The sequence below is a fragment of the Xanthobacter luteus genome (assembly GCF_040049235.1).
Lineage (GTDB): Bacteria > Pseudomonadota > Alphaproteobacteria > Rhizobiales > Xanthobacteraceae > Xanthobacter.
In genome coordinates, this window is the sequence record NZ_JBDZDO010000008.1 from 110,147 (window position 1) to 132,437 (window position 22,291).

The window sequence follows — 22,291 nt, forward strand, 5'->3', positions numbered from 1 at the left end:
GGGCCATGCGGGTGCTCGTGACCCGACCCGAGCCGGCGGCGTCCCTGACGGCGGAGCGCCTTTCCGAGATGGGGCACGCGGCGCTGGTGGACCCCATGCTGCGCATCGCCCCCACCGGCGCGGCGCTGCCCGACGGTAGGTTCGACGCGGTCGCCTTCACCTCGGTGAACGGGGTCAAGGCGCTTGCCGCCCATCCCGGCGCCCGTCGCCTCGCCGCGCTGCCCGCCTTCTGCGTCGGCGCGCGCACCGCGCAGGCGGCGCGCCAGGCGGGCTTCGCGCAGGTGACCGACTGCGCGGGCGACGCCGAGGCGCTCGCCGGCCGGCTCGCCGCCGCGCTCGGGGCGGGCGCGCGGGTGCTCCACCCGGCGGGCGAGGACCGGGCGGCGGACCTCGGCGCCTTGGTCGCGGGGCCGGGGCTCGCGGTGGAACTCGCCATCGTCTATGCGGCGCTGCCCGCCGACGCGCTGGCGGAAGCAACCCGCGCCGCGCTCGCGCAGGGAACCATCGGCGCCGCGCTGCATTTTTCTCCGCGTACCGTGAAGACCCTGCTTGCCTGCGCCGCCGCCGCCGGGCTGGACGATCGGCTTCGGCAGGTGCGACATCTGTGCCTGTCGGCGCAGGTGGCCGCGCCGCTCGGCGCGGGCAGCGGGGTCGAGATCGCCGCCGCGCCCAACGAGGACGCGCTTCTCGCTTTGCTGTGAGGAGCGCCGGTTGCGGCGCGGCTTGCGGCGGTCTATCCGATGGGGGGACGGCGGACCGCGAGGACGAACATGGCGAGCGATGATCCGAACCCGGCGGGCCCAGCCCCCCGACCCCGGCCGACGCCGCCGACCCTCGATCTGAGGGCCGAGGAGATTGCGGCCGAGCCGACCCCCGGCGTGCCCGCCACGCCCTCCGCCTCGGCCGATTCCGCGCCCGCCGGGAGCCGGTCCGAAGACGCCGCGCCCGGGGGCTCCGCGGCCGGGGACGGGGCGCCTTTCCACCCGTCCGCCGACAGATCCGCCGACCTGCCGCCCGAATCGCCGCCGGCGCCGGAGGCGCACGGCACGCCGCCCGAACCAGACCTTGATACCGCTGGGGACGATGCCGCCCCCGCGCCGGCCGACCAGCCCCCGCCGCCACACGCGGATGCGGCGCCGCGCCGCGGATCGGGCGCCATGGCGCTCGTCGCCGCCTTGATCGCCGGCGTGGTGGGCGGCGGGATCGGCGGGGCTGCCGTCATGCGGCTGCTGGCGCCGCCCCCGCCGGCGCCGTCGTCCGCCGCCGAGGTGCCGCCCGCCCTCGCCGCGGACCTCACCGCGCTGTCCAGCCGCCTCGCGGCGCTGGAGGCGCGCCCGACCGGCGCCGCCCCTGACGTGTCGGGCCGCCTCGATGCGGCGGATGCGCGCCTGGCCGCGCTCAAATCGGGGCTCGCCGCCCTGGAGGCGAGCGCCAAGGCCGCGCCCGCCGGGCTGCAGCCGGCCATCGACGGCCTGAAAAGCGAGGTCGAGGCCGCCCGCGGCGCCCTGAACGGGGCGCGCGGCGAAATCACGGCGCTGCGGCAAGGCCAGGACGCCCTCGACAAGGCCCAGGCGGCGCTGGCCCGCGGCCAGGACGCGCTGAAGACGGCGGTGGATGGCGCCACCCGGCAGGCGAGCGCCTTGAGCCCCCGCCTCGACGCCTTCGACGCCCAATTGAAGGAGACCGCCGCCGCGACGGTGCGGCTGGCGCGTGCCTCCACGGCGCTCGTGGTGCTGGCCGAACTGGACCAGGCGGTGGCCTCCGGCCGGCCGTTCGCCGCCGAGCTGGATGCGGCCCGCGCCGTCCTCGGCCCGGCCGCGAGCCCGCTCGATCCCATCGCCGCCACCGCCAAGGCCGGCCTTCCCACCAACGCCGCGCTGGCGCGCGCCCTGGCCGAGCAGGGGGAAGCGGCCTTCGCCGCGCCCGCCGCCGCGCCCGCGGCCGGCGAGGACGGCCTGTTCGCGCGCCTCGCCGCCAGCGCCGGCAGCCTCGTGAAGGTGCGCCGGGAAGGCGAGGCCGACCCGTCCGAGGCCCGTGCCCCGCTCGACCAGGCGGTGGCCGAGGTGCGCGCCGGCGCCTTCGCCGCCGCGCTGGCCGCGCTGAAGCGCCTGCCGCCGCAGGCCCAGACCAAGCTCGCCGACGTGACCGCACAGATCGCCGCGCGCCGGGCGGCCGCGGACGCGGTGGCCGCGCTCACCCAGCAGTCGCTCGCCGCCATTTCGGGGAAGATGCCGTGATCCGCCTCGTCGTCCTGCTCATCGTCCTCGCCGCGCTCGCCTTCGGCATCGGCTGGCTCGCCGACCGGCCGGGCGAGATCACGCTGGCCTGGGAGGGCTGGCGGGTGGAGACCACCGTGCCGGTGGCGCTCGCCGCGCTCGCCCTTCTCACCGCGCTGATGATGGCGCTCTGGCGCGCGCTGTCGCTGCTCCTGCGCTCGCCGCAGATGGTGGCGCGCCATTCGCGCCGCCGGCGCCGGGACAAGGGCTGGGAGGCGGTGACCCGCGGCCTGCTGGCGATCGGCACCGGCGATGCCGCCGCCGCTCGCCTGGCGCGCGCCGACGCCGCGCGGCTGCTGCCCAACGAGCCGCTGACCCGTCTGCTGGCGGCGCAGACCGCGCAGTTCGACGGCGACCGCGAGGAGGCCGTGGCCCAGTTCCGCGCCATGGCCGAGCGCGCCGACACGCGCCTGCTCGGCCTGCGCGGCCTGCACATGGAGGCGCGCCGGGCCGGCGATGCCCGCGCCGCCGCGCGCATCGCCGAGGAGGCCGCTGCCGCCGCGCCCGCGCTCGCCTGGGCGGTGGACGCGGTGATCGAGGCGCGCTGCGCCGACGGCGATTTTGCCGGCGCGCGCGCGGTGCTGGAACGCCAGATGGCGCAGAAGGGCATCGACAAGGCCCAGTATCGCCGCCGCCGCGGCGTGCTGCTCGCCGCCGAGGCCATCGCCCTCGAGCACATCGACCCGCTGGTGGCGCGCGAGCGCGCGGTGGAGGCGGTGCGCCTCGCGCCGACCTTGGTGCCCGCCGCCGCCTGCGCCGGCCGGCTGCTGGGCGCCGCCGGGGAATTGAAGAAGGCGGCCAAGATCGTCGAGACCGCGTTCGCCGCCAACCCCCATCCCGAGCTCGCCGAGGTGGAGGCGCATTTGCGGCCGGGCGATGCCGCGCTCGACCGGCTGAAGCGCATCCGGGTGCTGGCGAACAAGGCACCGAGCGCCCGCGAGAGCGCCATCGCGCTGGCCCGCGCCGCCATCGACGCGCAGGAATTCCAGCACGCCCGGCTGGTGCTGGAGCCGCTCGTCGCCGAGCCGAGCCAGCGCATCTGCCTGCTGATGGCCGAGCTCGAGGCCGCCGAGCACGCCGACATCGGCAAGGCGCGTGAATGGACCGCCCGCGCGGTGCGCGCCACCCGCGATCCGGCCTGGATCGCCGACGGCGTGGTCTCCGACCACTGGGCGCCGGTGTCGCCGATCTCCGGCAAGCTCGACGCCTTCGTCTGGGCGGTGCCGCCCGGCGTGTCGGCGACGCCGATCCTGGAGCACGAGGCCGAGCGCGTGAAGGCGGCCATCGCCGCCGTGCGCGCCAGCGAGGAGGCCAAGGCCGCCGCCGCGCTGGCGGTGGACGCGGCCGCGCGCGTGCCGCCCCCGGCCGCGCCCGTCGCGCCCGATCCGGCGCCCGACGCCGTCGCCGGCACGGATGATGCGGGCGCGCCGGCGATGGCGGAGACGCCGTCCGCGCCGGTCGTCCGCGCCGCGCCTGAACCGCAGGCGCCCGAGCCCAAGGTCGCCGAGCCCAAGCCGGCCGAGCCCAAGGCGCTCGAGCCCAGGGGGCCCGCGCCAAAGCCGCTCGAGGCCGAGTCCCGGTCGTCCGAGCCCGCCCCCGCCGCCGCGCGGGCGGTGGTGCCGGCAGCGCCGGAGGCCCCCGCGCCGAAGGCGGGAGCGGAGGCCGGCGCTTCGGTGGTGCGGCTCGCGCCGCCCGGCGCCGCGCGCGCCGCGGCGGAGCGGGGGGCGCGCTCGGAGCCGGTCGCCGCCGAGCCCATCATCGCCATGCCACCGCTGCCGGACGATCCCGGCCCCGAGCCCGACGAGCCCGAGCCGGATGGCCGCCGCTCCCGCTTCCTCGGCCTCTGACGCCCCGCAGGACGCGCCCGCGCCACCGGCGGGTGGCGCATCGGCCTTGCGCCGCGGCCGTGACGGCGCTTACCTTTCCGCCATGATGCCCGACGACGCGAAGGACGCCCGCCGCGCCGCCGCCTTGCGCGCGAACCTCGCCCGCCGCAAGGACCAGGCGCGCGCGCGCAAGGCCGCGGCCGCCGCCACCCCGGCGGTGTCCGCCGGCGCGCCGGCGGGCGAGGACGCCGCGCCCGGGCCGGTAGCCCGGGACGCAATTGTCTCACGGGACGAGCCGGGCTAAAGCTACTGGTTCGCGTGTTACGGGACGGTCCCGCGCCATCGCGCGGAGCGGGTGCCGGGGGGTAGGAGCAGCATGGACAAGATTCGCATCGTCGGCGGACAGGCGCTCACCGGGACCATCCCCATCTCCGGTGCCAAGAACGCCGCCTTGCCGCTGATGATCGCCGGCCTGCTGTCGGAAGAGACCCTGGTGCTCGAGAACGTGCCGCGGCTCGCCGACGTGGCGCTGCTCCAGCGCATCCTCGGCAATCATGGCGTGGACATCACCACCCACGGCAAGCGCAATGGCGACGATCCCTATGCCGGCCAGACGCTGGAGATCGACGCCCGCGTGATCGTCGACACTACCGCGCCCTACGATCTGGTCTCGCGCATGCGCGCCTCGTTCTGGGTGATCGCGCCGCTGATCGCGCGCATGGGCATCGCCAAGGTCTCGCTGCCGGGCGGCTGCGCCATCGGCACGCGCCCCGTGGACTTCCACCTCGATGCGCTGCGCGCGCTCGGCGCCGAGATCGACATCGACGCCGGCTACGTGAACGCCAAGGCGCCGAAGGGCCTCAAGGGCGGGCGCATCGCCTTCCCCAAGGTCTCGGTGGGCGCCACCCACACCGCCATCATGGCGGCGAGCCTCGCCGACGGCGAGAGCGTGATCGAGAACGCCGCGCGCGAGCCCGAGGTGGTCGACGTCGCCGACTGCCTGATCAAGATGGGCGCGCGCATCTCCGGCGCCGGCACCTCCACCATCCATGTCGCCGGCGTGCCGCGCCTCAAGGGCGCGCGCCATGCCGTGCTGCCCGACCGCATCGAGACCGGCACCTATGCCATGGCGACCGCCATGATGGGCGGCGACGTGATGCTGGCCGGCGCCCGCGCCGATCTGCTCGACAGCGCGCTCGACATCCTGCGCCAGGCCGGGGCCGAGATCGACGTCACCAACGAGGGCATCAGGGTGCGCCGCAACGGCATCGGCATTCTGCCGGTCGAGGTGTCGACCGCGCCCTATCCGGGCTTCCCCACCGACCTTCAGGCGCAGCTGATGGCGCTGATGACGCGGGCGCGCGGGCGCTCGCGCATCACCGAGACCATCTTCGAGAACCGCTTCATGCATGTGCAGGAGCTGGCGCGCTTCGGGGCGCAGATCCATCTCGACGGCGACACCGCCACCATCGACGGCCGCGAGCGCCTCACCGGCGCGCCGGTGATGGCGACCGACCTGCGCGCCTCGGTCTCGCTGGTGATCGCCGGCCTCGCCGCCGAGGGCGAGACCATCGTGCAGCGCGTCTATCACCTCGACCGCGGCTTCGAGAAGCTCGAGGAGAAGCTGTCGCGCTGCGGCGCGGTGATCGAGCGCATCAGCGCCTGAGGCCGCTCCGCGGCGAACGGCCCCTGACGCCGAGGCCCGCCGGGACCGCCGGGCGGGCACTGTGACCCGTAGTGGCCTTCCGCTTGGCGGAAGGCCAGCTCCATTTCGGCAAGTTAGAGGGCTGTTCACCGCCCACATGGAACAATGCGGCGGTTCCCTGGGGGCGCGTCGCGCTCTACCATCGGGCGTCCAATCGAGTATACGCACTTGGCATCGGAAAATGGGACTTCCGTCCGGCGCGAGGGCGGTTCGATCGCGCCGCCTCCAGGGCCATCCCCGGCCGGCGGGGCAACCAACCCGCCTGAACGGAGCGGCCTCGCCTATGCGCTGATCGCGGGGCTCTCGCTCGCGGTGTTCGCCGCCCTCGTGGTCGGCAACGCGTTCGAGAAATTCTACGCCTTCACGCGCAGCCACGAGGGCTTCCAGCTCGACGAGATGTATTGGCTCGGCCTTGTGGGCAGCTTCGCTTTGACAGCGGTGCTCGTCCTGCGCAGCCGCCAGCTCAAGCGCGAGATCGCCCTGCGCCGGCAGGCCGAGGCGGCGGTCCAGGACCTGTCGCGCTACGACGCGCTCACGGGCGTCGCCAACCGCCAGATGTTCCGCGAGGAGCTCTCGCGCCACCTCGACTTCGCCCGCACCCACGGCACGCGGCTCGCCGTGCTGGTGGTGGACATCGACCATTTCCTCTCGGTCAATGATCTGCTCGGGCACGGCGGCGGCGACCGGATCCTGCGCGCCTTCTCCGACCGCGTGCGCTCGGTGCTGCGGCTCCAGGACGTGCTGGCGCGGCAGGGCTCGGATGAGTTCGCGATCCTGTTCCCGCTCACCGACGGCGCCGGCATTGAGGACATCTTCCGCATCTCCGAGCGCATCCTCACCGCCGCGCGCCAGCCTTTCCCCGACGAGAGCGGCGCGACCACCGGCATCACGGTGAGCATCGGCATCGCCAAGTTCCCGCGCGACGGCGCCGACGAGAGCGAACTGCTCCAGCACGCCGAGGCCGCCATGTTCCAGGCCAAGGCGGCGGGGCGCAACCGCTACGTCCTGTTCGACGGCGCGCTCGACGCGCGGCGGCGCCAGCGGCTTGAGCTCGAGGCCGAGATCCGCACCGCCCTCGTCAATGACGAGATCGTCGCCCACTACCAGCCGCTGGTCAGCCTCTCGAGCCTCAATCCGGTTGGGTTCGAGGCATTGGCGCGCTGGCAGCATCCCCGGCGCGGCCTGCTCGGTCCGTACGAGTTCGTGCCGATCATCCAGGACCTCGGGCTCAACGACGTGCTGCTGCGCCGCATGATCACCCTCGTGTGCCAGGACACCCGCGACTGGCCGGACCACCTGACCATCGCCATCAACAGTTCGCCGCCGCAACTGGTGGAGAAGGGCTTCGCCCAGTCGATCCTCGATCTCCTCGACGAGCACGACTTCCCGCCCCGGCGCCTCGAGGTGGAGATCACCGAGACGGCGCTGCTGATCGACTTCGACGCCGCCCGCCGCTCCATCGCGGCGCTCAAGGCCAAGGGCGTGCGCGTGTCGCTGGACGATTTCGGCACCGGCTATTCGAGCCTCACGCACCTGCACCAGCTGCCGTTCGACAAGATGAAGATCGACGCCAGCTTCACAAGGGGCATCGGCGAGGATTCCCAGATCCGCAAGATCATCGCCTCCATGATCGGCCTTGGCCACGCGCTGCGCCTCGTCACCGTCGCCGAGGGGGTGGAGACGCGCGAACAGGCGGAATGGCTGCGCAGCCGCGGCTGCGAGCTGGCACAGGGCTTCGCCTTCGCCCGTCCCATGCCGCCGCAGGAGGCCGAACGGCTGATCGGCGGCGGCCCCATCTCCATTGCCGGCGCGCCGACCGCTGCGGGCCGGAGCGACGACGCCCCGGCCCGCCCCTGACGGATCTGGGGCGGGCCGAGCACGGCGGGCTTCACCCCGCGGGCCCGTGGCGGGCCTACCAGGTCAGGGTCTTGGTATCGTCCCTGAACAACGCCGCGCCGGTGCGCTCCGGATTGCCGGCGGCAAGGCCCGGAAGCAGGTCGGCCTCCTTGAACGGCCACCGGACCCTACTCATGACAGGATTGCGCGCCGCCCGCCGGCGCCAGTGACGCCACGCAAAGTGCGGCGCGGACCTTGAAGGCCGGCCCCATCGTCGCTATGTCCGCGACAACGAAAACAGGCGGTGGCGTCATGAATTCCTTGAAGTTGCTCGCGCTCGACGAGGAAGATCTCGCGATCCTCTCCGCCCATCTCCAGGATGCGGTGGTCAAGCGGGACGACATGGGCTTCCTGCCACGCGTGCAGCGTTTCGCGCTGCTGCTCAACCGTTTCGACTGGGACCACAAGGAGGTCACCGGGGAGACCGTGCGGCGCCGCGCCGGCCTGCACTTCGAGCGCGTGCGTCAGGTGAAGTGCCGCGGCCTCGACGCGGCCCAGCGCGAGGGCGTCCTGAACCTGCTCGCCGTCACCTTCGAGGTCACCGAGACCCCCTCGGGCTTCGTGCTGCTCACCTTCTCGGGGGGCGCCGAGGTGCGCCTCGAGGTCGAGTGCATCGAGGCGAGCCTGAAGGATCTCGGCCCCGCCTGGGGCTGCGCCCACGTGCCCAAGCACGCGGCCGGCAGCGCCGCCTGAGGCGGCGTCCGCCGCGCCGCGCCGGGGCAGGCGGCGGCGCCGCGCAGGGCCGACCGGCCGGCGGCCCGCCACGGGCAGGGCTTCCCACCGGCGCCGTCCTGCTCTAGCAAGGCGCCATGCCGATCCGCCTTGATACCGCCAGCGCCGATTTCCCCGCCCGTTTCGCCGACTTCCTCGGTTCGAAGCGGGAGACCTCGGTGGACGTGAACGCCACCGTGGCGCAGATCATCGCCGACGTGCGCGCGCGCGGGGATGAGGCGCTGATCGACCATTCCCGCACCTTCGACCGGGTGGACCTTTGCGCCCTCGGCCTGCGCGTGGCCGAGGCCGAACTCGACGCCGCGCTGGCGTCGGTCGATGCCGAGACCCGCGCCGCGCTGGAGCTCGCCAAGGCCCGGATCGAGGCCCACCACGCGCGCCAGCGCCCGGCCGACGACCTTTATACCGACGCCGCGGGCGTCACGCTCGGCCACCGCTGGACCAGCGTCGACGCCGTGGGGCTCTATGTGCCCGGCGGCACCGCGGCCTATCCCTCCTCGGTGCTGATGAATGCGGTGCCGGCCAAGGTCGCCGGCGTGCCGCGCATCGTCATGGTGGTGCCGGCCCCGGACGGGGTGATCGCGCCTCTGGTGCTTGCGGCGGCGCGGCTCGCCGGGGTCCACGAGGTCTACCGCGTGGGCGGCGCCCAGGCGGTGGCGGCGCTCGCTTATGGCACCGAGACCATCGCCCCGGTGGACAAGATCGTCGGCCCGGGCAACGCTTATGTGGCGGCGGCCAAGCGCCAGGTGTTCGGCAAGGTGGGCATCGACATGATCGCCGGCCCCTCCGAGGTGCTGATTCTCGCCGATGCCAGCGCCAATGCCGACTTCGTCGCCGCCGATCTGCTCGCCCAGGCGGAGCACGATGCCGCCGCGCAGTCGATCCTGGTCACCGATTCCGAGGACCTGGCCACCAACGTGGAAGCGGCGGTGGAGGACATGCTCGCCCGCCTGCCGCGCGAACAGATCGCCCGCGCCTCCTGGCGCGACCACGGCGCCATCATCAAGGTGGAAAGCTTGGATGCGGCGATCGCGCTGGTGGACCGCGTCGCCCCCGAGCATCTGGAGATCCATGCGCTGGAGGCGGACCGCCTCGCCGGCCGGGTGCGCCATGCGGGGGCGATCTTCATCGGCGCGCACACCCCGGAGGCGATCGGCGACTATGTGGGCGGCTCGAACCACGTGCTGCCCACCGCCCGTTCGGCGCGCTTCTCCTCCGGCCTCTCGGTGCTGGACTTCATGAAGCGCACCTCGATCCTGAAATGCACGCCCGACGCGCTCGCCGCGCTCGGACCCGCGGCCATGCGGCTCGCCGCCGCCGAGCGGCTCGACGCGCACGGCCGCTCGGTGGCGATCCGGACCAACCTGCCGCCGGAGGGGGGCCAATGACCGATCCGTCGAGGGAGAAGCCCAAGGCCCGCCTCATGGCGGTCACCCTGGATCAGGCCTCCATTGGCCCGTCCACGGCCGACATCGAGCACGAGCGCGCCACCGCCATCTGGGACCTGGTGGAGGACAATTCCTTCTTTCCCTGCGGCGATCCGGGCGCCGGCCCCTACGCGCTCCACATCTCGCTGATGGACAACCGCCTGGTGTTCGACATCAAGCGCGAGGCCGGCGACCAGGTGGTCCAGCACCACCTCTCGCTCAGCCCCTTCCGCAAGGTGGTGAAGGACTATTTCCTGGTCTGCGAGAGCTATTACGCCGCCATCCGCACCGCCACGCCGAGCCAGATCGAGGCCATCGACATGGGCCGGCGCGGGCTCCACAACGAGGGCTCCGAGCTGCTGCGCGAGCGCCTGAAGGACAAGGTCGAGGTGGATTTCGACACCGCACGGCGCCTGTTCACGCTGATCTGCGCGCTCCACTGGAAGGGGTAGGCGGCATGGAGCCTCCGGCGGCGTCCCGGCGCTCAGCGCGGCCGCAATCGGTCCTGTTCCTGTGCAGCCAGAACGTCGTCCGCTCGGTCATGGCGGCGGCGCTCGCGCGCCACCTGTTCGGCAAGTCGCTTTATGTGGGCTCCGCCGGGGTCCATGTCGGCGAGCCCGACCCCTTCGTCGCGGCGGTGATGGAGGAGATCGGCCTCGATGTGAGGAAGCACCGGCCCAAGACCGTCGACGAGTTGGAGGAATATGAGGGCCTCGGCTTCGACCTCGCGGTCTCGCTCGCGCCGGACGCGCACCATAAGGCGCTGGAGCTGACGCGCACCAACGCTCTCGACGTGGAATACTGGCCGACCTCCGATCCCACCCTGGAAGCGGGCAACCGCGAGCAGCGGCTCGACGCCTACCGCGCGGTGCGCGACGAGCTGGAGCAGCGCATCCGCGCCCGGTTCAAGGCGGGGTGAGGGTGTTTTCCCTCCCCCGCAAGCGGGAGAAAGGAGGCTCCAGGTTCTGGAATTGCCCCTACGACGCCGCCGAAAGCGGGCGCTGCCGCCGCGCCGCGAGCCGCGCCGCCGCCGCCTCCAGCGCCGCCTCGTACTCGCGGCCAAGCCGCAGAGCGAGCTCGCGCGCCGGCGGCACGTCGGCGATCGCGCCGACCCCCTGGCCAGCCGACCAGAAATCCCTCCAGGCCTTGTGCTCGCTCGCCATGTCCAGCTCGCCGTGCTTCTTCAGATGGGCCGGGTCGAGCCCGGCGGCGACGATGGAGGGCTTGAGGAAATTGGCGTTCACGCCCGATATGGCGTCGGTATAGACGATGTCGTCGGCCGTCGACGCCAGCAGCATCTGCTTGTAGCCTTCCGGCGCCAGGCTCTCGCTTGTGGCGATGAAGCGGGTGCCGAAATAAGCGAGGTCCGCCCCCATCGCCTGCGCCGCGGCGATCTGCGCGCCGTTGGACAGGCAGCCGGCGAGCACGATGGTCTTGTCGAAGAAGCGGCGGATCTCGCCCACCAGCGCGAACGGCGAGAGCACGCCCGCATGCCCGCCGGCGCCGGCGCACACGGCGATGATGCCGTCCACTCCGGCCTGCGCCGCCTTTTCGGCGTGGCGCAGGTTGATGACGTCGTGGAACACCAGGCCGCCATAGGAATGCACCGCGTCCACCACGTCGCGCACCGCGCCGAGCGAGGTGATGACCAGCGGCACCTTCTTGTCCACCGTCACCTTGAGGTCCGCCTCCAGGCGCTGGTTGGACTTGTGGACGATCAGGTTGACCCCGAACGGGGCCGCCCCGGGGCTGCCGGCGAGCCGGGCGGCGATGTCGTCGAGCCAGTCGGCATAGATCTGCGTCGAACGCGCGTTGAGCGCGGGAAAGGTGCCGAGCACGCCGCCGCGGCAGGTCTCGCTCACGAGCTCCGGGCCGGACACGAGGAACATGGGCGCGGCGATGGCGGGCACGGCCAGGCGGCCGGCGAGCGAGGCGGGCAGGGACAAGGGCGTTTCCTCCTGGGGGACCGGCCGCAGGGGAGATCGCGGCGCGGCGGCGGTTCTGGTTTTGGAACGGCGGGGCCGGGGCGCGCTTTCGCCGCCTTCGGCCTCGGAGCGCCCGCGACCGGCGCCTTCACCCATAGGATAAGTGCTTTCGCCGATAGGTGAAGTGCCTTCCCTCAGATGGGAGGCAGCCCCAGCCAGATCTGCAGCGCGTTGAGCACGAGGTTCACCGACAGGGCGGCGAGCAGGATGCCCATCACCCGCCGCAGCAGGTTCGCCCCGCTCTTGCCGATGATGCGCACGATGTAGTCGCCGAGCCAGAACACCACGAGCAGCGCCGCCATCATGGCGCCCAGTGCCGCCAGCGTGACCATCTGCGCCTCCACCGAGCCGCGATTGTTGTCGGAGAACAGCACCACCGAGAGGATCGCGCCCGGGCCCGCGACCACGGGAATGGCCAGCGGATAGACCGCGACGCTCGCCGCGGTGCGGTCCTCGCTCACCTCCACCGGGCCGTGCGCGCTCGCGTCGGTGAAGATCATGGTGAGCGAGAACAGAAACAGGATCAGGCCGCCGGCGATCTGGAAGGCGATGATGGAGATCCCCATGGCCTCCAGCAGCATCCGCCCGACGACCGCGAACACCACCAGGATCAGCAGGGCGAAGCCGAGGCCGATGGCGGCCGCCTTGCGCCGCTCGGCCCGGTCGAGATGGTTTGTCACCGCCAGGAACATGGAGAGGTGACTGACCGGCTCGAGCACCACCCAGAGGGTAACCAGCTGGGTTGCGAACAGATTGAGGTCCTCGATCATCGTGGTCTCCCATGATGGGGCATTGCGTTACGGCGCGCGGCGCCTCACGGGCGGCGCGCGCGGATATGGGCGCTCCAGGCGGCGTCCGCGGGGAATTCGGCCGGCGGGCGGATGCTTGGGCGCAGCCGGGCCTCCCGCGCCAGGTCGTCGGCGCCAAGGTCGCCGTCCACCAGACCGAGCTGCTGGAACAGGCTGAGCGAATAGCCCGGGATCCAGCGGCGCAGGTCGCGCCACGGCACCTGTGCGAAGCTCTCGGGGGCGAGGTTCATCAGCGTCGTCATGCAGCTTTCCCGAAGCGTCGAATAAAAGCGCGGCTGGCGATGGCTCGCGTTCACGAAATCGAGGATGCGGCGGAAATAGATCCGCACCGCCTCGGCGCTCGCCTTCACCGGATAGATCTGCACCTCGTCGGGCGGCGTGCGGGCGAGCCGCTCCCAAATCAGGTCGCGCTCGGTGCCGAGCTCGGGATAGAGTTGATCGCGCCGGAAGAAGCCGGCGACGGGGTCGAAGGCGGCACCCTTCGCCTGCCGCGCCTCCATGGAGACCACCACGTGCCGTCCGTCGGCGAAGCGGAACGAGAGCATCACGTGAGCCAGCGCCTTCACGCCGCCGAACGGCTGGATGATCAGATCGACGCCCTCGAGGGTGGACAGGTCGAAGCGCGCGGTGATCCAGCGCGGCTCGGAGGGGGCGCCGGGCCGGTGGAGCGCGTCCCGCAGGTTGGCGATGGTCACCGTGTCGTCGTCGAAGGTGGCGAAGGCCTGCTCGCTTTGGAGCGCCACCCAGTCCTGTTCGGCCGGCAGCTTGGCGGCATAGGCCGTGCCGAGCGCGAGGAAGGCCACGGCGACCAGGACGCGGCGCGTCCGGCGTCGGCGTCCGGGCGCGAACCACAGCGCCAGCATCGCTGCCGGAAAGGCGAGCGCGCCGAAGGTGCGCACGGGCGCCGGCCAAGGGATCCAGTAGTGGATGGCGAGCGCGAAATAGAGGCTGGCAAGCACGACGGCGATGGCGAGCGTGATGCCCAGCGCGATGCCTGCGCCCCGTCCCAACAGCATCTCGTGAGCCCCCGCTCGTCCCGGTCGATGACGCTTTCCCCGCCGGCGGTCCTGGCGTCGCGGGCAAGGGCCGGCTACCTATGGCATCTCGCGGCGCCTGTGCCCAGGCTTCCCGTCGGGGCATGCGCGTTCCGGCGCCGTGGCCGGGCCGTCACGGTCCGGGGGACAGTGAACGGGCGACCGGTAACGCGTTGAGGCAACGCAACGCGCTCGCAGGCGGCGTCCGCTACATAAATTACGTATCGAGAGGAGGAAGGCTCATGCTGCAGAACATCAAGAGCGTGCTCATCGGCATGACGGAGGAGGGCATCGACGAGCCGTCGGCGGCGCTCTCCTACGGCATTTCGCTGGCCGAGAAGGCAGGTGCGCACGCCACCATCCAGGCGGCGTCGCTGAAGGTGGTGCTCGGCACCACGTTCGTGAACTCCATGGGCGCCAATTTGGTGGCCGCGCACAACAAGCGCCTGCGCGAGTTCGCGGCCGCGGTGGGCGAGCGGGCGCGCGGCGACGCGGCGGCGGCCGGCGTCGCGGCCTCGGTGGAGACCCCCCAGCTCGCCTACGGCCAGCTGGTGGAGGTGTTCGTCGCCCAGGCCATGGTGCACGACGTCGCCATCGTCGATTCCGAGACCGCGACCATCAATGCGGACCGCGGGCTCATCGAGGCGCTGCTGTTCGAGAGCGGCCGGCCGCTCATCGTGGTCCCCGAGCACTGCGACACCTTCAAGGGCGGGCGCGTCATCGTCGCCTGGGACGCCAGCGCCCGGGCCGCGCGCGCCGTGAACGACGCCATGGCCTTCCTGAAGGCGGCCGAGGCGGTGGAGGTCCTGGCGGTCGGCACCGAGAAGGAGCTCGCCAAGTCCCTGCCGGGCGCCGAGCTTGCCCCGCACCTCGCCCGCCACGGCGTCAACGTGACGGTGAAGAACCTGGTGGTGCAGAATTCCATCGCCGCCACCATCGCCGAGCAGGTCGAGCTGTTCGGCGCCGACCTGCTGGTGATGGGCGCCTTCAACCACTCGCTGATGCGCGAATGGGTGCTCGGCGGCGTGACCGAATCCATGCTGAAGGAAAGCAAGGTCCCGCTCTTCCTGTCCTACTGACGGCGCGCGGCCGCCGGCCGCCGCCGCGAGGGCGCCCACGCTCGTCCCTCAGGGGAGCGGGGCAACCTTCTGCAGAACTCCGTCCCCGGAACTTTGGTTGTCGTCGGGCGCGCGGCGCCAGGGCCGCGCGGCGCTTTCGTGCGCGCCGCCTTTGCCCGCACGCGGCTTCGGTTTCGGCGGCGGGCGCGTTATGTTGCCGCCACGCAAGGAGAGATGCCATGAAATGGGTGGTTCTGGTCGGCAGCGTGCGCAAGGGCTCCTACAATGCGGCGCTCGCCCGCGCTCTGCCGGGGCTCGCGCCCGAGGGGGTCGAGGTGGCGCTGCTGCCCTCGGTGGCGAGCCTTCCCATCTATGACGGCGACATCGAGGCCGCCGGCATGCCGCAGGCGGTCACCGACATGGGCGGGGCGGTCGCCGCGGCGGACGGCCTCGTCATCGTCACGCCGGAATACAATTACTCGGTGCCCGGCGGGCTGAAGAACGCCCTCGACTGGCTCTCGCGCATCAAGGAGCGCCAGCCGCTGAAGGGCAAGCCGACCTTGATCATGTCCGCCTCGCCCGGGGCGCTGGGCGGTGCCCGCGCGCAGTATCATCTGCGCCAGATCCTGGTGGCGCTCGACGCGCCGGTGATGAACATGCCCGAGGTGATGGTCTCCCAGGCCAACAAGAAGATCGAGGACGGCGTCATCACCGACGCGGGCACGTCGGCTTTCATCGGCAAGCAGCTCGCCGCCTTCCAGGGGTTCGTGGAAAAGCACCTCTGAGGCGGCTCCAGGGCACGCGCCGATCCCGGTCAATCAAATGGATCGGATCGCGCGCTAGAGCACGCGCCGATCAGCTTGCACCGCAAGCTGATCGGACAACGCATTCTCTTTCATCAATTTAGAGGGCGATTCACCGGTCAAATTGATTCAATTTGATCGGATCGCGCTCTAGACGACGCCGCGCCGCCTGCCGGGAGGACGACCGCCTTCGTTCCCACCGGCACGCGCCGGTAGAGGTCGATGATGTCCTGGTTGAGGAGCCGCACGCAGCCCGACGAAACCATGGTGCCGATGGTCCAGGGCTCGGTCGTGCCGTGCAGGCGGTAGAGCGTGTCCTGGCCGTTGCGGTAGAGATAGAGCGCGCGCGGGCCGAGCGGGTTGCCGGGCCCCCCCGGCAGGCCGGCGGCATATTTGGCATAGCGCTCGGGCTCGCGCCGGATCATGTCGGCGGTGGGGGTCCAATGGGGCCATTCCGCCTTGCGGGCGATCGTGGCGGCGCCCTGGAAGTTGAACCCCTCCTGCTTGCCCACGCCGACGCCGTAGCGGATCGCCCGCCCCCGTTCCAGGACCAGGTACGCATACCGCGCTTGGGGATCGACGACGATGGTGCCGGGCTGCTCGCGCGTCGCATAGGCGACCTCGCGCCGGAGAAACCGCGCATCCACCTCCGCAAGGTCCACCGCCGGCACGGCGAAGGGCTCGGTGCTCACGGCCGCATACATGCGCACATGGGCCGGGTCGGGCAGGGGAGCCTCGGCGCCGATCGTCCGCTCCTCCGTGCCGGCGCATCCGGCGAGCAGGGCCGAGCAGGCCAAGGCGAAGGTGCGTCTGTCCATATCCATCCCCGGCTGGTCCTTGCGCGCTGGTCGCGCTGCGTCGCGACGCGCCGGGAGGGGAGCGCATTGCAGCGCCAGCGTCCAGATGTTATGGGGTAATAACGACCATAGCTCTTGGATATGAATGGACATTGCGCTCGCCTTGCGCGCCTTCATCCGCACGGTGGAGCGCGGCTCCGTCACCGCCGCCGCTCGCGATCTCGGCGTGTCCCAGCCGGCGGTGACCAAGCATCTGCGCAATCTCGAGCGCCATGTGGGCGCGCGCCTCCTGGAGCGTTCGGCGCGGCTGGTGCGCGCCACCCCACAGGGCCGGGCGCTGTACGAGGCCAGCCGCTCGGCGCTCGCCACCATCGACGCGGCGGTGGAAGGCGTGCGGCGGGACATGGGTGCCGTGGACGGGGCGCTGCGCCTGCATGCGCCCACCTGCATCGGCGCGCGCCATCTGCACCCCATCGTGATGGCATTCCAGCGGCGCCATCCGCAAGTGGCGGTCGATCTGGTGCTGGAAAACCGCAGCGTGGACCTCGTCTATGAGAATTTCGACCTGGCGGTGAAGTACGGCCGCCCGGAAGACCAGAGCCTGATCGTCCGCCGGCTGGGGCTGATCCGGCGCATCCTCGCGGCCTCGCCCGATTTCCTCGCCCGCTGCGGGCCGGTGGAGACCCTGGAGCGGCTGGGCGAGATCGACCTCGTCACCACCCCGCGCGTGCTCTCGCAGAGCGAGACGCTGGCCCTCACGCGCGGCGGCCGGACGTTTGAGGTCCTCGTCCGGCCCTTCCTGCGGACCAACGCCGCGGACGCCTTGGCGGCAACCCTGCTGGAGGGGCACGCGGCGGGCCCGGTCCAGGAGCTGCTGGTGAGCGATCATTTGCGGGCGGGACGGCTGGTGCGGATCCTGCCGGAGTACGAGGTCAGGCCCACCGAGGCGTTCATCGCCTATCCCTCGGTCCGCTTCATGCGGCCCGCGGTGCGCGCCTTCACCGATTTTGCCATCCCGGCGCTGCGGTCGGTCGAGGGCATCTGGGCCGGCGAGGGCCGCGCGCCGGGGACGCCGGACGCGGACGCCGACGCCGTCCCAGGCGTCGGCCGGACCGCCGTGGCTCAGGAGCCGACATAGGCCGCGCAGCGGCCTCAGCCGCCGCAATAATCCGCGAACGAGAGCGGCGTCTCGTAGACCCGCACCTGCGCGAGCTGGGGCAGGACCGGGCGCACGCGGTCCCAGATCCACACGCAGATCAGCTCGGCGGTGGGGTTCTCCAGCCCGGCGATGTCGTTGAGGCAATGGTGGTCGAGCTGGGCGAGGAGCGGGGCGAAGGCCGCCTCCACGTCGAAGAAGTCCGCCACGAAGCCGGTCTTTGGATCGACCTCGCCCTCGAGGGTCAGGTCCACGCGGTAGGAATGGCCGTGCATGCGGAAGCAGCGGTGCGTCTGCGGCACATGGGGCAGGAAATGCGCCGCCTCGAAGGTGAAGCCCTGGGTGATCCTCAGGCGCGTCATGGGATGCCGATCATCTTGTGGGTCTGCAGCGAGAGCCGCCAGCGCGGATGGGCGAGGCAGTAGGCGACCGCCGCCGCGGTGTTGGCGGCGCGGTCCGGCCCGTCCATGGGCTGGAGAAAGAAATGGGCGAAATCGAGCCCCTCCATCGCCTGCGGCGGCAGGCCGTCCTGCGGGAACACCAGCTTCATCTCCTGCCCGCGCCGCTGGACCAGCCCCGCGCCCGCTTTGGGGCTGACGCAGATCCAGTCGATGCCCTCGGGCGCCGCCAGCGTGCCGTTGGTCTCCACCGCGATCTCGAAGCCCTCGGCGTGCACCGCCGCCACGAGGTCGCCGTCGAGCTGCAGCAGCGGCTCGCCGCCGGTGAACACCACGAAGCGCGCCTGCCGGTCGCCCGCCCATGTGGCGGCGATGGCCGCGGCGAGCGCTGTGGCATCGGCGAAGCGCCCGCCGCCCGCCCCGTCGGTGCCGACGAAGTCGGTGTCGCAGAAGCGGCACGTCGCGTCCGCGCGGTGCTCCTCGCGCCCGGACCACAGATTGCAGCCCGAGAACCGGCAGAACACTGCCGCGCGGCCGGCCTGGGCGCCCTCGCCCTGGAGCGTCTTGAACATCTCTTTGACGGAATAGGCCATGGCCCGACGCCTTTAGACCACCTGCCGCCGGGAGAGAAGCCCGCGCGGCTCGCGCCCTATTGGGCGGGCGCCGGGGCCGGTGCCGGCGCGGCCGCCTCGGCCGTGGCCTGATGCGCCCGCTGGGCGGCGCGGTCGAGGCCGACGATCTGCACGCCCTCGAAGGAGACAGTGGAGGCGGGGGCGGCGCCCGAGGCCGTCTGCCGGGCGATCATGCCGCGCAGCTGCGGCGCCATCTCGGCGAGCTGGGCGAACTTGCCGTGGTTGAAGCTGTCGAGCGCCTTCACGTCGGTCATGTCCACCACCACGGCGCCGAGATCGACCAGCTCCTCGTCGTTGGTATAGGCGCCGAGGCGGGTCTTGCCGCCGGCGATGAAGTCGGAGAAGCCGAGCGCCTTGTCGTCGCGCGAGACGATCACCACGAACGGCTTGGCGGGCTTGCCGAAGCGCTTGAGCTGGGACTTGAACACGTCGACGTCGATGTCGGGCGCAGCGAGGATCACCTGGTCGAGGCGCTCGACCGGCACGCCCTTGCCGGAGATTCGGATCTGGCGCAGCGCCTCCACGGTCACCCAATTGCCCATGGAATGGGCCATGATGCTCACCTGCTCCGCATTGCTGGCGAAGGCGAGGCGCACCGTCTCCTCCAGCGCGTCGCGCGCCGCGGTGGCGCTGTTGTTGTCGTAGACATAGGCCTCGGTGGTGGCGCGCGAGGCCCAGGTGAACAGCACGGGCACGCCGGAGGCGCCCGAATCCACCGCCATCTGCGACAGGCGGTAGAGCGCCTCGGCATATTGGGTGTTGTAGCCGTGGACGAAGATGAAGACCTTCTTCTGTCCCTTCGCCCGGCGCGCGAGCTCGGCGTTGAGGTCGGCGAGGAATTGCTGCTGGGTGTCGCGATAGACCGCGTCGCGCACCACCATGTCGGTCTGCGGGTTGCCCGGCTGCGACTTCGGCCATTCGATCTCGCCCGGCCTGTGGGTGGGCGGAACCGACATGTCCACCCGGGCGAAGGTGAGCGGGGCGCGCTCGCCGTTGAAGAAGGTGCCGGGGCGCGGGTCGCGGGCGCGGGTCGAGGCCACCAGCACCGTCGCCGGCTTGGTGCCGGGAGCGGTGGCGAGGGTGGGGGTCAGCGCCTCGGGGCCGGGCCGATCGGCGCAGGCGCCCAGCGGCAGCACGAACGCGAGCGCCACCAGCAGGCGCGGCGCCCACGGCCTTGCCGCCCGGCCGATCCTCGCCGCCTCGCGTCTCGGTGCCCTGCCTTTGCACATGGTCACAGCCACTTGGGTTCCCCCTTGCCCCACGCCTATAGCAGAGCCTGAGGGGAGTTGCGCAATCGACGATTTCCGGCTGGAGCGGCGCGCCGCATGAAAAAAGGGTTAATGGCCGGTTCACAGGGCTCGGTTTTGTTGCGAAGGCGCCAAAAATAAAAGGTATCGCGATCCGAAACATTGCATCGACGCAATTTCGGCTTGCGCGTCGCGCTCTCGCAACGGTCCGCCGCCCGGCCTATCTCGGGGGAGACATGACGCGGAGGCGGGCCTCCGCCCGGAGGACACCATGCAGCTCACAGGTATCCACCATCTCACCGCCGTGACCGCCCAGGCCGCCGCCAATCACCGCTTCTATACCGGCACGCTGGGCATGCGCCTCGTGAAGAAGACGGTGAACCAGGACGACACCTCGGCCTACCACCTGTTCTATGCGGACGGCCTCGCCAATCCCGGCACCGACCTCACCTTCTTCGACTGGCCGGTGGCGCGCGAGCGGCGCGGCACCCATTCCATCGTGCGCACCCATCTGCGGGTCGCCGACGACGGGGCGCTCGATTTTTGGGCCGGCCGGCTCGCCGACGCCGGCGTCGCCCATGGCGGCATCGAGACCCGCGACGGGCGCAACCAGATCCTGTTCGAGGATTTCGAGGGCCAGCGCCTCGGCCTCGTGGTGGACGGCGGCAATGGCCCCGGCGTGCCGTGGGACAGGAGCCCCGTGCCCGCGCCGCACCAGGTGCGCGGCCTCGGGCCGATCACCCTGTCGGTGCCGGACCTGCGCGCCACCGGCGTGATCCTGAAGGACGTGATGGGCCTTCGCGCGGTGCGCGACTATGCCAGCGAGGACGGGCGCGCGGTGCATGTGTTCGAGATGGGCGAGGGCGGCCCCGCCGCCGAGCTTCATGTGAAAGTGGAGCCGGGCCTCGAGCCCGCCGTGCAGGGCGCGGGAGCGGTGCACCACGTGGCGTTCCGCGTGCCCACCTTCGACCAGTATGACGACTGGGCGGCGCGGCTGAAGGAGCTGCGCATCCCGAACTCGGGCAAGGTGGACCGCTTCTACTTCCGCTCGCTCTATTTCCGCGAGCCGAACGGGGTGCTGTTCGAGCTCGCCACCGACGAGCCCGGCTTCACCGCCGACGAGCCGCTGGCGACGCTGGGCGAGCGCCTCTCGCTGCCGCCCTTCCTGGAGGGCAAGCGGGCGCAGATCGAGGCCGGCCTCAAGCCGCTCTGATGGCGCGGCCCCGGCGCGCGCCGGGGCCTGGTCGCGCGCCGGGGTCGCCTCCGGTCCGGCGAGCGCCACGTTCGGCCAAGGCCGAGGTCCGCATGACGGCATTCTCCTGGGCGCCCGCAGCCTCCAGGTTGTAGCCTCGGTGTTATGATGTCCTGCGACGGTGGTCGTGGAACGTGAGGGGCAGCTGCGGTGGACGATCTGGACGTGCTGGATGGCCTTTACGAGGCGGCCGTTCTTCCCGAATTGTGGCCTCAGGCCATCGACCTGTGCGGCCGAAAGGCCGGTGGTATCGGCGCCGTCATGTTCATGTCGCGCGCGGGAATGATCCGCGGCTTCGCCTCCCCGGACCTGAAGGCGCCGTTCGAACAGTGGGCCGCCACGGGGGCGATGGATCACAATCCCCGCATCGACCGGGCGATGCTGCGGCCGGACCTGCCGGTGGTGCGCGACCAGGACCTCTTCACCCCCGACGAGATCGAGAATCTACTTTATTTCAAGACTATGCGCAGCTTGGGCGTGGGCTGGTCGATGGCGCTGAAGCAGTTCCTGCCGGACGGCGCGTGGACCATCCTGAGCCTTGAGCGGCCCGGCACGCAGGCGCCGTTCGGCGACGATGCCGTGGCATGGCTGACCGCGCTGAAGCCCCATGTGGCGCGCGCCGCGGTGGCGTCCACCCGCCTCGCGCTGGAGCGGCTGGCGGCGACGCTCGGCGCGTTCACCGCGCTCGGCGTCCCGGCCGCCACGGTCGGCCCCACCGGACGTATGCTCGATGCAAATCCCGAATTCGGGCGGTTTCTCGGCCAGCTTTTCCTGGACCGGCGCCAGCGCCTGGGGCTGGCCGATCGCCACGCCGACACCCTGCTCGGCGCGGCCCTGGCGCGGCTGAACCGTGAGCTGTGGTCGCAGGCGGTAGGCTCGATCCCGGTCCGCGCCGGCGAGGGGCACGGCGCCCTGGTCGTGCATGTGGTGCCCATGCGCCGCAGCGCGCATGACATCTTCGCCGGCGCCGGCGCGCTGCTGGTGGTGAGCGAACTCGGCGAGGGCGAGACCTTGGGCGCCCCGCTCGTCCAGGCGCTGTTCGATCTCACTCCGGCCGAGGCGCGGGTCGCCCGCATGGTGGCCGAGGGTGCCTCCGTGGGGGAGGTCGCCGCCGCTCTCGTATTGTCCGATAGCACCGTCCGCGGCCACCTGAAGGCGGTGTTCCGCAAATGCGGCGTCCACCGCCAGTCCGAACTGGTCGCCCTTCTGCGCAGCCCGCTGCGCCCGGCGGCGCCATGAGACGGCGCTGCGAAGCGTG

22 protein-coding genes are annotated in these 22,291 nt (G+C 71.9%); 15 read left to right on the plus strand and 7 right to left on the minus strand.

Annotated elements, in window-relative coordinates:
- Positions 1-5: 5 nt before the first annotated feature.
- The 10 genes from ABLE88_RS21485 (at position 6) to ABLE88_RS21530 (ending at position 10,781) form a co-directional block, all read left to right on the plus strand.
- The gene (locus ABLE88_RS21485; protein ID WP_348833837.1) at positions 6-701 is read left to right on the plus strand and encodes a uroporphyrinogen-III synthase; all 696 of its coding nucleotides are present in this window, start codon (positions 6-8) and stop codon (positions 699-701) included.
- Between the two features lie 456 nt (positions 702-1,157).
- Positions 1,158-2,237, plus strand: coding sequence for a hypothetical protein (locus tag ABLE88_RS21490; RefSeq protein ID WP_348833838.1), 1,080 nt, complete (start codon positions 1,158-1,160; stop codon positions 2,235-2,237).
- The gene (locus ABLE88_RS21495; protein ID WP_348833840.1) at positions 2,234-4,123 is read left to right on the plus strand and encodes a heme biosynthesis protein HemY; all 1,890 of its coding nucleotides are present in this window, start codon (positions 2,234-2,236) and stop codon (positions 4,121-4,123) included. Before ABLE88_RS21490 ends, ABLE88_RS21495 begins: the two co-directional genes overlap by 4 nt.
- The gene (locus tag ABLE88_RS21500) at positions 4,092-4,406 is read left to right on the plus strand and encodes a hypothetical protein (RefSeq protein ID WP_348833841.1); all 315 of its coding nucleotides are present in this window, start codon (positions 4,092-4,094) and stop codon (positions 4,404-4,406) included. The genes ABLE88_RS21495 and ABLE88_RS21500 overlap by 32 nt, the downstream gene beginning before the upstream one ends.
- A gap of 72 nt (positions 4,407-4,478) precedes the next feature.
- A complete protein-coding gene (gene murA / locus ABLE88_RS21505) occupies positions 4,479-5,768 on the plus strand; it encodes a UDP-N-acetylglucosamine 1-carboxyvinyltransferase (protein ID WP_348833842.1) in 1,290 nt (429 codons plus the stop codon).
- A 351-nt stretch (positions 5,769-6,119) separates the two neighbouring features.
- Positions 6,120-7,664: a putative bifunctional diguanylate cyclase/phosphodiesterase gene (locus tag ABLE88_RS21510; RefSeq protein WP_348833843.1), complete on the plus strand. Its 1,545-nt coding sequence runs from the start codon at positions 6,120-6,122 to the stop codon at positions 7,662-7,664.
- 291 nt (positions 7,665-7,955) lie between these two features.
- A complete protein-coding gene (locus ABLE88_RS21515; RefSeq protein ID WP_348833844.1) occupies positions 7,956-8,396 on the plus strand; it encodes a DUF2948 family protein in 441 nt (146 codons plus the stop codon).
- Positions 8,397-8,512: 116 nt separating this feature from the next.
- A complete protein-coding gene (gene hisD, locus ABLE88_RS21520; protein WP_348833846.1) occupies positions 8,513-9,823 on the plus strand; it encodes a histidinol dehydrogenase in 1,311 nt (436 codons plus the stop codon).
- Positions 9,820-10,314, plus strand: coding sequence for a UPF0262 family protein (locus ABLE88_RS21525; RefSeq protein WP_348833847.1), 495 nt, complete (start codon positions 9,820-9,822; stop codon positions 10,312-10,314). Before hisD ends, ABLE88_RS21525 begins: the two co-directional genes overlap by 4 nt.
- Positions 10,315-10,319: 5 nt before the next feature.
- Positions 10,320-10,781 (plus strand): arsenate-mycothiol transferase ArsC, encoded by a 462-nt coding sequence (locus ABLE88_RS21530; RefSeq protein ID WP_348833848.1) that lies wholly within the window; start codon positions 10,320-10,322, stop codon positions 10,779-10,781.
- 58 nt (positions 10,782-10,839) lie between these two features.
- Here ABLE88_RS21530 and ABLE88_RS21535 read toward each other — a convergent pair whose 3' ends face one another.
- The 3 genes from ABLE88_RS21535 to ABLE88_RS21545 form a co-directional block, all read right to left on the minus strand.
- Complete coding sequence (locus ABLE88_RS21535) at positions 10,840-11,808, minus strand: NAD(P)H-dependent flavin oxidoreductase (RefSeq protein ID WP_348833849.1); 969 nt, start codon at positions 11,806-11,808, stop codon at positions 10,840-10,842.
- Positions 11,809-11,981: 173 nt separating this feature from the next.
- The gene (locus ABLE88_RS21540; RefSeq protein WP_348833850.1) at positions 11,982-12,617 is read right to left on the minus strand and encodes a MarC family protein; all 636 of its coding nucleotides are present in this window, start codon (positions 12,615-12,617) and stop codon (positions 11,982-11,984) included.
- Between the two features lie 44 nt (positions 12,618-12,661).
- Positions 12,662-13,666 (minus strand): lipoprotein N-acyltransferase Lnb domain-containing protein, encoded by a 1,005-nt coding sequence (locus ABLE88_RS21545; protein ID WP_348833852.1) that lies wholly within the window; start codon positions 13,664-13,666, stop codon positions 12,662-12,664.
- Positions 13,667-13,932: 266 nt separating this feature from the next.
- Between ABLE88_RS21545 and ABLE88_RS21550 the strand changes: the two genes are divergently transcribed.
- On the plus strand, positions 13,933-14,769 hold the full coding sequence (locus ABLE88_RS21550) for a universal stress protein (RefSeq protein WP_348833853.1): 837 nt from the start codon (positions 13,933-13,935) through the stop codon (positions 14,767-14,769).
- 218 nt (positions 14,770-14,987) lie between these two features.
- Positions 14,988-15,533 carry an NADPH-dependent FMN reductase gene (locus ABLE88_RS21555; protein ID WP_348833855.1) on the plus strand — a complete coding sequence of 182 codons (546 nt, stop codon included), beginning with the start codon at positions 14,988-14,990 and terminating at the stop codon, positions 15,531-15,533.
- Positions 15,534-15,670: 137 nt separating this feature from the next.
- Here ABLE88_RS21555 and ABLE88_RS21560 read toward each other — a convergent pair whose 3' ends face one another.
- A complete protein-coding gene (locus ABLE88_RS21560; RefSeq protein WP_348833856.1) occupies positions 15,671-16,369 on the minus strand; it encodes a L,D-transpeptidase in 699 nt (232 codons plus the stop codon).
- A gap of 124 nt (positions 16,370-16,493) precedes the next feature.
- Between ABLE88_RS21560 and ABLE88_RS21565 the strand changes: the two genes are divergently transcribed.
- Complete coding sequence (locus tag ABLE88_RS21565; protein WP_348833857.1) at positions 16,494-17,486, plus strand: LysR family transcriptional regulator; 993 nt, start codon at positions 16,494-16,496, stop codon at positions 17,484-17,486.
- Positions 17,487-17,500: 14 nt separating this feature from the next.
- Here the strand turns inward: ABLE88_RS21565 and queD are convergent, their stop codons facing one another.
- The 3 genes from queD to ABLE88_RS21580 are packed head-to-tail and all read right to left on the minus strand — an operon-like array spanning position 17,501 to position 19,775.
- Complete coding sequence (queD, locus tag ABLE88_RS21570) at positions 17,501-17,857, minus strand: 6-carboxytetrahydropterin synthase QueD (protein ID WP_348833990.1); 357 nt, start codon at positions 17,855-17,857, stop codon at positions 17,501-17,503.
- A 5-nt stretch (positions 17,858-17,862) separates the two neighbouring features.
- Complete coding sequence (gene queE, locus ABLE88_RS21575; protein ID WP_348833858.1) at positions 17,863-18,495, minus strand: 7-carboxy-7-deazaguanine synthase; 633 nt, start codon at positions 18,493-18,495, stop codon at positions 17,863-17,865.
- A gap of 56 nt (positions 18,496-18,551) precedes the next feature.
- On the minus strand, positions 18,552-19,775 hold the full coding sequence (locus ABLE88_RS21580) for an alpha/beta hydrolase (protein ID WP_348833859.1): 1,224 nt from the start codon (positions 19,773-19,775) through the stop codon (positions 18,552-18,554).
- A gap of 277 nt (positions 19,776-20,052) precedes the next feature.
- On the opposite strand from ABLE88_RS21580, the gene ABLE88_RS21585 reads away from it, so the two are divergent.
- Both ABLE88_RS21585 and ABLE88_RS21590 read left to right on the plus strand, forming a co-directional pair.
- Complete coding sequence (locus ABLE88_RS21585; protein ID WP_348833860.1) at positions 20,053-20,994, plus strand: ring-cleaving dioxygenase; 942 nt, start codon at positions 20,053-20,055, stop codon at positions 20,992-20,994.
- A gap of 189 nt (positions 20,995-21,183) precedes the next feature.
- The gene (locus ABLE88_RS21590; protein WP_348833861.1) at positions 21,184-22,272 is read left to right on the plus strand and encodes a helix-turn-helix transcriptional regulator; all 1,089 of its coding nucleotides are present in this window, start codon (positions 21,184-21,186) and stop codon (positions 22,270-22,272) included.
- Positions 22,273-22,291 lie beyond the last annotated feature (19 nt).

Bases quoted from the DNA above. Each gene is read 5' to 3' on its own strand.
- ABLE88_RS21485 (WP_348833837.1), top strand. From the start codon at position 6: ATGCGGGTGCTCGTGACCCGACCCGAGCCGGCGGCGTCCCTGACGGCG.
- ABLE88_RS21490 (WP_348833838.1), top strand. From the start codon at position 1,158: ATGGCGCTCGTCGCCGCCTTGATCGCCGGCGTGGTGGGCGGCGGGATC.
- ABLE88_RS21500 (WP_348833841.1), top strand. From the start codon at position 4,092: ATGGCCGCCGCTCCCGCTTCCTCGGCCTCTGACGCCCCGCAGGACGCG.
- murA (WP_348833842.1), top strand. From the start codon at position 4,479: ATGGACAAGATTCGCATCGTCGGCGGACAGGCGCTCACCGGGACCATC.
- ABLE88_RS21515 (WP_348833844.1), top strand. From the start codon at position 7,956: ATGAATTCCTTGAAGTTGCTCGCGCTCGACGAGGAAGATCTCGCGATC.
- hisD (WP_348833846.1), top strand. From the start codon at position 8,513: ATGCCGATCCGCCTTGATACCGCCAGCGCCGATTTCCCCGCCCGTTTC.
- ABLE88_RS21525 (WP_348833847.1), top strand. From the start codon at position 9,820: ATGACCGATCCGTCGAGGGAGAAGCCCAAGGCCCGCCTCATGGCGGTC.
- ABLE88_RS21530 (WP_348833848.1), top strand. From the start codon at position 10,320: ATGGAGCCTCCGGCGGCGTCCCGGCGCTCAGCGCGGCCGCAATCGGTC.
- ABLE88_RS21540 (WP_348833850.1), bottom strand. From the start codon at position 12,617: ATGATCGAGGACCTCAATCTGTTCGCAACCCAGCTGGTTACCCTCTGG.
- ABLE88_RS21550 (WP_348833853.1), top strand. From the start codon at position 13,933: ATGCTGCAGAACATCAAGAGCGTGCTCATCGGCATGACGGAGGAGGGC.
- ABLE88_RS21555 (WP_348833855.1), top strand. From the start codon at position 14,988: ATGAAATGGGTGGTTCTGGTCGGCAGCGTGCGCAAGGGCTCCTACAAT.
- ABLE88_RS21560 (WP_348833856.1), bottom strand. From the start codon at position 16,369: ATGGACAGACGCACCTTCGCCTTGGCCTGCTCGGCCCTGCTCGCCGGA.
- ABLE88_RS21565 (WP_348833857.1), top strand. From the start codon at position 16,494: ATGGACATTGCGCTCGCCTTGCGCGCCTTCATCCGCACGGTGGAGCGC.
- queE (WP_348833858.1), bottom strand. From the start codon at position 18,495: ATGGCCTATTCCGTCAAAGAGATGTTCAAGACGCTCCAGGGCGAGGGC.
- ABLE88_RS21585 (WP_348833860.1), top strand. From the start codon at position 20,053: ATGCAGCTCACAGGTATCCACCATCTCACCGCCGTGACCGCCCAGGCC.